This is a genomic window from Kitasatospora sp. NPDC056446 (assembly GCF_042796115.1).
GTDB lineage: Bacteria > Actinomycetota > Actinomycetes > Streptomycetales > Streptomycetaceae > Kitasatospora.
This window is the reverse complement of record NZ_JBHTRF010000201.1, coordinates 1-1,752: the sequence shown is the minus strand read 5'-3', so window position 1 is coordinate 1,752 and position 1,752 is coordinate 1. Positions and strand designations below refer to the sequence as shown.

Annotated in this window: 2 protein-coding genes; both read right to left on the bottom strand. The window is 66.1% G+C overall.

What is annotated here, in order from left to right; translation table 11 throughout:
* The coding region (locus ACFQ6N_RS40635; protein ID WP_380659172.1) for a filamentous hemagglutinin N-terminal domain-containing protein at window positions 1-687 on the bottom strand (687 nt) is incomplete at its 3' end.
* Window positions 688-696: 9 nt separating this feature from the next.
* On the bottom strand, window positions 697-1,752 hold a 1,056-nt coding region (locus ACFQ6N_RS40630), incomplete at its 5' end, for a ShlB/FhaC/HecB family hemolysin secretion/activation protein (RefSeq protein ID WP_380659171.1).

Genomic DNA, 1,752 nt, shown 5'->3' with positions numbered 1-1,752 from the left:
CACCAGATCGATGTTGCCCAGCGGTGCGGCGATGTAACCGTTGTTGAACACCGAACCGCCGACCAGGCTGATCCCGCCGGCCGTCGCCGTCAGCGTACCTCCCAGGTTGCTGACCGCGGCACCGGCCCCTGCGCCGCCCAGTTCAAAACTGGGCGGCAACCCACCACTATCCAGCGGAATCCCCTGTGCGCCGGGCGTCAGGGTGCTGGCCAGCAACCCGCCCACGTTGACGCTGGCAGTGCCGGTGAAGGTGATGCCCGCCGGATTGAGCAGGAATACCTGCCCGTTGGACAGCAGCTGGCCACTGATGATGCTGGCGGACGGGCCGGTCACCAGATTGATCGCCGTCGACCTCGAGCCTGCCTGATCGAATCTGACCGTGTTGCCGGAGCCGATGCTGAAGCTGCTCCACTGGAACAACGCAGCCTGGCTCTGCTGGGTGATCGTCATGGTGTTGCCATTGACGTTGATGATTCCCGAGCCCGACGTAATGGTGCCGTTCTGTGGCAGGGTCTGCGCCGTGGCCTGCAGGCTGCCGGTCAGCAGCAGCGCCGCGGTCAACGGTGCCAGCCAAAGGGGAGTGCGTGATCGCTCCGGGACGCAGCGACGTGGCCCGCGCGCGAACTCCGCAGCGACCTGCACCTGGCCCAGCGAAGGATTGAAGACGAGTCGGTAGATACGGTTCATGGTCGCTCCTCAGAAGGTCAGGCCAAGCCGCGCATACACGCGGACATCGCGGCCGTCACCCGGTCGCAGGGCGCTGGTCGGCTTGGCCGCCGCCACGCGCAGTTCCAGGTTCTTCCACTGGCGCAGGCGGAAGGTCGCGCCCATTCCCACCGATGCCAGGTCGGCCGGTGCCTCCAGCCCATCAACATCGAACACCCGTGCCTGGTCGGCGAACACATCCAGCTCCAGCACTTCGCGCCATGGCACGCCGCGGAGCGGCGAGGCCACATCGCCGAAGCCCGGCGCGTCGACGTGGTACTCCAGCGCCCCGTACCAGCCACGATCGCCCAGGGTCTCGCCCTGCGCGTATCCCCGCACGCTGTCGTTGCCACCGACCTGGAACTGCTCCAGTGCCGGCAACGAGTTGTTGCTGTACTGGCCATTGAACTTGAACAGCAGGCGTTGGCTGCGGCTGAGGTACTGCAGCCGCAGCAGGCCCAGGCGCACCACGTTGAACCGGCTGTCACGTGTCGGGTTGATCGCATCGAAGTCAGCCGAGCGATCGCGCAGCGACTGGCGTAAGCTCAACTGCGCCAGGTTGATGCCATGCCAGCGTGCATCGTTGTGGCGCACGCTGGCCCCCACCTCGGCCACATCGTATTTCTGCTTGGAAAGAACCAGCCCCAGCGCTTCAAAGCGCGAGCTTTCGCGGATGTAGCGCGCCGAGCTGGTCACCTGCAGATCGGGCCGGTTGATGAACTTCCAGTCGGCACCTGCATAGGCCTGCGACGCCGGTCCCTTGAGCTTGAAGCCGCGCAGGATGCCGTCGTCCACCTCCAGCTCGCTGCGGTTGGCACCGGCCAGCACCGACAGACCCTGTACCGCCTGCAATGGCACGCTGTAGGACAGTGCGCCGGCACGGCTGGCCTGTGGATCGAATGCATACGTGCCACTGGCGGCGAACACATCGCCCAGGCCCAGTGGACTGTTCCAGGTCACCCCCAGCTGGGCACGGCCGCGCCCGGTCAACTCGGTGCCATGGTTGTCCACGCTGGTGCTGATCTCGTAGGGCCGGCCGCTTTCACG